This window comes from Geminicoccus flavidas, assembly GCF_009806515.1.
In the GTDB taxonomy this organism is placed as follows: Bacteria; Pseudomonadota; Alphaproteobacteria; order Geminicoccales; family Geminicoccaceae; genus Geminicoccus; species Geminicoccus flavidus.
On sequence record NZ_WUJP01000916.1, the window covers coordinates 1 to 5917 of the forward strand.

Consider the following 5917-nt stretch of genomic DNA (forward strand, 5'->3'; position numbering starts at 1 on the left):
GATCCGCATGAACATGCGCCGGTCCTCCCGTTCCTGGCCATGAAGGTCACAGAACGAGAGCGACCGGATTTCTCCCCGATCGAGGTCGCAGTCGGCCCGTCAGGCGTAGCGCGACAGCGCCAAGTCCGCCGTGTCGATGTCGGGTCGGCGACCAGAGATCTGGTCGGCCACGACCTTGGCTGAGCCGCAAGCCATGGTCCAGCCGAGCGTACCGTGGCCGGTGTTCAGCCACAGGTTCGCGTAGCGCGCCTTGCCGATCACCGGGGTGCTGTCCGGGGTCATCGGCCGGAGCCCGCACCAGAAGCTGGCCTTGCCGTAGTCGGCACCGGCCGGGAACAGGTCGCCCACCGAGTTCTCCAGCGTGGCGCGCCGGCCCAGCCGCAACGCCAGGTCGAACCCGGTGACCTCGGCGGTGCCGCCGACCCGGATCCGGTTGCCCAGCCGGGTGATCGCGACCTTGTAGGTCTCGTCCATCACCGTCGATTCCGGCGCTCCGGAGGGGTCGGTGATCTCGGCGGTGAGGGAATAGCCCTTGACCGGGTATACCGGCAGGTGGACGCCATGGCGGCGCAAGAGGAAGGGCGAGTAGCTGCCGAGTGCCAGGACATAGGCGTCGCCGCTGACCCGCTCCTTGGGCGTGCGCACGCCCACCACCTTACGGCCATCGGCCTCGATGCCCTCGATCGGCGTGGCGTAGCGGAACTCGACCCCGCGGCTTGCCGCCATCTCGGCGAGCTTGGTCGTGAACATCTGACAGTCGCCGGTCTCGTCGCCCGGCAGGCGCAGCCCGCCCACATACTTGCCCTGGACCCTCGCCAGGGCCGGCTCCACGCGGATGCAGCCGGCCACGTCCAGCACCTCATAAGGCACGCCCGCGTCCTGCAGCGCGATCACGTCGTCGCCGATGCTGTCCAGGAGCTGCTGGGTGCGGAACAGCTGCAGCGTGCCCTGCATGCGCTCGTCATAGGTGATGCCGGTATCGGCGCGCAGCTGCACCATCACGTCGCGGCTGTACTCGGCGAGCCTGAGCATCCGGCTCTTGTTCAGGAGGTAGCGCTTCTCCGTGCAGTTGCGCAGCATGCCCGCGATCCAGCGCCACATGGCGAGGTCGAGCTTCGGCCGCACCACCAGCGGGCCGTGCTTCATCAGCATCCACTTGATCGCCTTGACCGGCACGGCTGGGCCGGCCCAGGGCGTGGAATAGCCGGGCGAGACCTCGCCGGCATTGGCGAAGCTGGTCTCCAGTGCTGGCCCCGGCTGGCGGTCGATCACCACCACCTCGTGGCCCGCCTCCGCCAGCCACCAGGCGCTGGTCACACCGATCACGCCGGCCCCCAGGATGATCACCCGCACCGTAACAGCTCCTCGTCATGTTGCACTGCGGATGTCGGACCCGGTCACACGCGCCGCAAGCACCATCATGCGGCGGATCCGGGCTGTGTGGCCCAGGTGCCAGACGTACCCCAGCGTGCTAGCAGGGCATTCCCACCCTGCCCCGGAAGCCCCGTCTTGTCCCAGCGCCCGCTCCGCCTGCTCGTCGTCGAAGGCAACACGGCCGAGACCTGCGACCGCATTCGCCAGATCACCGGCCAGACCATGTCGGACAACTATGCCGAAGTTCTGCGCCGCGCTGCTCCGGATGCGACGGTCGACATCTGCTTTCCCGCCTTTGCCGGCGCGAACCTGCCCGATGCCGCCGGGCTGGACAGCTATGACGGGGTCGCGATCACCGGCTCGGCGCTGAACATCTACGAGCGTGGCCCGGCGATCGACCCGCAGATCGAGCTGGCGCGCGCGGTCTACCGCTCGGGCGTGCCGTTCTTCGGCTCCTGCTGGGGCCTGCAGGTTGCGACCGTAGCCGCCAACGGCGTGGTACGCAGGAACCCCAAGGGCCGCGAGCTCGGCATCGCCCGCAAGATCACGCTCACCGAGTTCGGCCGAAGCCACCAGATGCATGCCGGCCGGCCGCCGGTCTTCGATGCGCCCTGCGTGCATCTGGACGAGGTCGGGATCAGCCCGTCCGGGCTGAAGGTCACCGCCTACAACGAGGTGTCCGACGTCCAGGCCGCCGAGATCCGCCATGAGGGCGGGCTGTTCTGGGGCGTGCAATATCATCCCGAATTCAGCCTGCTCGACCTGGCCGCGGTCATGCTCCGCTACGGGCCGGTGCTGTGGAAGGAAGGCTTCTTCCCGGACGAAGCCTCGGCCATGGCCTTCGTCGAGGACCTGAAGGCGGTGCATGCCGATCCCGTCTGCCGCTGGGACCTCGCCTGGCGCTACGGCATCGGCCGCGAGATCACCGACCCGATGCTCCGCCAGAACGAGATCACCAACTGGATCGAGCACTACGTCCAGCCGACCCGCTCGGCGCGCGGGCGGGGCTGAGGCGGGAGCAAGCGCCGCAGCCTCCGCCGCCCGGCCGGCAGGTTAGCCTGCCCAGGGGTTGAGGAGGTCGACCTCCGAATCCTGGAAATCCCTGACGTTGCGGGTGACCAGGGTCAGCCCGTGCACATAGGCAGTAGCTCCAACGAGGGCATCGCGCTGCGGATGCGTGCGTATGACGTGCAGATGCGCAGCACGGACCGCGACCGGAGTGTCCACGGGCAGAATGCGCCCCTCGAACCTCGCCAGCACCATGTCGTTCAGCCAGCGGCGCAGCACGAGGCCCTGCGCCGGGTCACGCCGGGCGAGCGAGCAGACACCGAATTCGAGCTCGAGGATGGTGACCGCCGATATGGCGAACTCGCTCACCGGCCAAGCCTGTGCCCATGCCCGCACTCGCGGATCCGCCCTCGCCCGTTCCCGCAGCTCCGAGACGACGTTCGTGTCCAGCAGGAACATCAATCCAGGTCGGGCAGCTTGAAGAAGTCATCGCTCATGCGCGGCGGCTCGAAGTCGATCTCCAGGTCGCTGTCCTGCGCCAGTGCATCCAGAAGACTCAGTTCGGTACGGGTCAGCTTCCGGTAGTCCTCCATGGTGAGCAGCACATGGGCGGGCTTGCCCCGGTCGGTGATGAACACCGGCCCATCCTTGGCGGCGCGCTTTGCCTTGCCGACGTCCTGGTTGAACTCGCGGCTGGACAGCGTGGTGATCGCCATCGACCCCCCTCCAAGGGAGATGATGGCAATCAATATAGGTCGAATGTAGGTACGTTGCTACTTCGTCGTTCAGGCCGCCTTCGGCCGCATCAGCACCTTGATGGAATCCAACCCGTAGGCGACCTTGATCGCCTCGTCCCACTCCTCGAGCGGATAGTCGTGGGTGACGATGCCCTTGGAGGTGACCAGCCCGCGGCTGAGCAGGTCGATCGCGGTTGGGTAGCAGTAGGGCCCGAGATGGGCGCCGCGAATGTCCAGTTCCTTGCGGTCGCCGATGATCGACCAGTCTGCGGTGGTGGGTGCGCCGAACACCGAGAACTCCACGAACCGGCCGAGCTTGCGGATCACCTCCAGGCCCTGGGTGACGCCGGATGGCGAGCCGGTGGCCTCGATATAGACATCGCAGCCATAGCCGTCGGTATGGCTGCGCACGATCTCGGCGGCATCCTCGTTCTTCGGGTCGATCGCGACGTCTGCGCCGAACTTCAGCGCCAGCTGGCGGCGCTCCTCGACCATGTCGATCACGATCAGCTTCTTGGGCGTCTTCAGCTTCGCGACCTGGACCATCATCAGGCCGATCGGCCCGGCCCCGGCGATCACCACCACGTCGTCCAGCTGGATGTCGCCGCGCTGGACGGTGTGAATGGCACAGGCGAGCGGCTCGATGATCGCTGCATCCTCCAGCGGCATCTCGCGCGGGATCTTGTGCACCCGCGCGGTGGAGCCGAGCTTCATGAACTCGGCCATGCCGCCGTCCGCGACCTCGCGCTGGAAGCCGTAGATGTTGTGGACCTCGCACATCCAGTACTGACCAGAGCGGCAATAGCGGCACTTTTCGCAGGGGACGATCTGCTCGGCGATCACCGTGTCGCCGACCTCGACCCCGAAATGCTCGGCCGCTTCCTCGCCCATCTCCTCGACATAGCCGAAGAACTCGTGGCCGGGGATCACGGGAGGCTTCACGTAGGGCTGCTTGCCCTCCCAGAACATCGGCGCGCCCGACCAGCACTTGCAGTCGCTGGCGCAGATCCCGCAGGCGCCGATCCGAATCACCATCTCACGCCGCCCGGGCACTGGCCGGTCGACCTGCTCGACCCGGTAGTCCTTGGGCGCGTAGCAGACGATCGCGGTCATGCGGGAGTTCGGGTTCTTCATGGCGCCTCTCCGGAGCTAAGCCCTGCCCTGCTGGTGGCGACTGCCTACGACAGGCCGAAGATGCGCGCCAGCCTCGCCAGGCAGGCCGCCTCAGGATGTCGCGACTAGCCGCCTGGGCGCCACCGTGCGCCACGCGACCCGCAGCGCATCCTGCAGCGTGGCCTCGTCACAGCCCCCCAAGCGGAGCCTGGTCCAGCCCTGCCGCCCCCAGGCCCCGGGAGCCGGCGAGAACAGCAAGGGCTCGGCATCGAGCAGAACCCGCTGGTGCTCCGGCGGCAGCTTCACCACCGCAACGCCTTCCTCGGGCCGCATGGCCGCGAAGATCCTGTTCCGCACCCGAAAATCGGGGTGGCCCATGTGCGAGCCTTCCACCGCCTCCGGCATCGCCAGCGCCAGTCGCCGCACGTCGTCGGGTGTCATGCCCATCTCCCTGCACTCGAGGGGTGGCGCACCGGGGCAGCAGTTCGAGCTGCCCCGTGCTTTGCCTGGGACGCTCCGCATCACTTTCCGCAGGCAGCGCCGCCCGAAGAGCCGATGCCGGCCGAAAAGCGGCCGTCAAGCGCCGGCTATCGCCTTGGCCGCCAGTGCGCGTGCACGGCTCTCGTCGAGTAGCCGCGCCAGCTGGTCGAACAGCACGACGCCCAGCACGATGAACGCCAGGTCGAACACCCAGTTGGTGCTCCAGGAGCGCATCGCGATCTGGCCGATCACGGTGAGGATGCAGCCGGCGGAGAAGATCGCGAGCCCATGCCGCCCCATGCGCGCGAGCGGCGCGAAGATCGCGCGCCCGCGCAGCCAGCCGGTGACCCGGAGCGTGTGGAGGACATAGGCCAGCGCCAGGAAGTCGATCAGGCGGACGATGCCGAGGTCGGTCTTGGACTTGTAGGCGTCCAGCCAGGTCATGGAGGCGAGCAGGCCCGGTGCCTGGCCGAACAGGTCGGAGACCAGCGCCGCACCGGTCAGGTTGCAGGCCAGTGCTGCCAGCAGCAGCGGGCCAAGGCGCGGGATCGCCTTGCCGGTGCGGAGCAGGAAGCCCAGGGCGATGCCGATCGCGAAGATGAACTGCCAGGCGAAGGGATTGAAGAACCACACGCCCGCGACCGGCCAGCTCGGCAGGTTCAGCCCGGTCAGCGCCGTCCCGAGATAGACCAGGCCCGAGGCCGCCAGCATGGCGACGAGCGAGTGGGCGGCCAGCCAGAGCAGGACCGATGCGATGGCCAGCAGCACGAAATAGAGGGGCAGGATGTTGAAGTAGCCCAGCTGGTGGCTGAGCCCGAGAATGCCCAGCAACGCGTCCAGCGGGGCTGCCAGCAGCACGTCGCGGCCATGCTCGGTCATGAACGCCATGTGCTCGATCAGATAGTCGGCGGTGGCGAACAGCAGGCAGGCCGCGAAGGTCAGGCCCAGATGCCAGAAATAGAGCAGCCGAGCGCGTCGGCCGAGGCCGGTCGCGACCGCGACCAGATCACCTTTGAGCATCCGCCCGGCATAGGCCAGCGCCACGGCGACGCCAGACAGGAACACGAACGCCTCGGCCGAATCGGAGAAGCCGTAATTGCGCGGCGTCCAGTTCTCGAAATAGTTACCCGGCAGGTGGTTGATGAAAATCACGATCAGCACGAGGCCGCGCCAGAAATCGACGCCGTCGATGCGCTGGTTGTTCA

At 67.5% G+C, this 5917-nt stretch carries 7 protein-coding genes; 1 reads left to right on the forward strand and 6 read right to left on the reverse strand.

Features of this window, described 5'->3' with window-relative positions; all coding sequences use genetic code 11:
- Nucleotides 1-99 precede the first annotated feature (99 nt).
- Nucleotides 100-1353 carry a D-amino acid dehydrogenase gene (locus tag EQG76_RS26380; RefSeq protein WP_159717829.1) on the reverse strand — a complete coding sequence of 418 codons (1254 nt, stop codon included), beginning with the start codon at nt 1351-1353 and terminating at the stop codon, nt 100-102.
- Between the two features lie 156 nt (nt 1354-1509).
- Between EQG76_RS26380 and EQG76_RS26385 the strand changes: the two genes are divergently transcribed.
- Nucleotides 1510-2385: a type 1 glutamine amidotransferase gene (locus tag EQG76_RS26385; RefSeq protein ID WP_200841145.1), complete on the forward strand. Its 876-nt coding sequence runs from the start codon at nt 1510-1512 to the stop codon at nt 2383-2385.
- 42 nt (nt 2386-2427) lie between these two features.
- On the opposite strand, the gene EQG76_RS26390 is transcribed toward EQG76_RS26385, so the two are convergent.
- From EQG76_RS26390 to EQG76_RS26410, 5 genes are all read right to left on the reverse strand, one after another.
- Nucleotides 2428-2841 (reverse strand): type II toxin-antitoxin system VapC family toxin, encoded by a 414-nt coding sequence (locus tag EQG76_RS26390; protein ID WP_159717831.1) that lies wholly within the window; start codon nt 2839-2841, stop codon nt 2428-2430.
- Nucleotides 2841-3098 (reverse strand): type II toxin-antitoxin system Phd/YefM family antitoxin, encoded by a 258-nt coding sequence (locus tag EQG76_RS26395; protein ID WP_159717833.1) that lies wholly within the window; start codon nt 3096-3098, stop codon nt 2841-2843. The genes EQG76_RS26390 and EQG76_RS26395 overlap by 1 nt, the downstream gene beginning before the upstream one ends.
- A 69-nt stretch (nt 3099-3167) precedes the next feature.
- Nucleotides 3168-4253 (reverse strand): zinc-binding dehydrogenase, encoded by a 1086-nt coding sequence (locus EQG76_RS26400; RefSeq protein ID WP_159717835.1) that lies wholly within the window; start codon nt 4251-4253, stop codon nt 3168-3170.
- A 90-nt stretch (nt 4254-4343) separates the two neighbouring features.
- Nucleotides 4344-4673 (reverse strand): MmcQ/YjbR family DNA-binding protein, encoded by a 330-nt coding sequence (locus EQG76_RS26405; protein ID WP_159717837.1) that lies wholly within the window; start codon nt 4671-4673, stop codon nt 4344-4346.
- A 135-nt stretch (nt 4674-4808) separates the two neighbouring features.
- The coding region (locus EQG76_RS26410; protein WP_159717839.1) for an OpgC family protein at nt 4809-5917 on the reverse strand (1109 nt) is incomplete at its 5' end.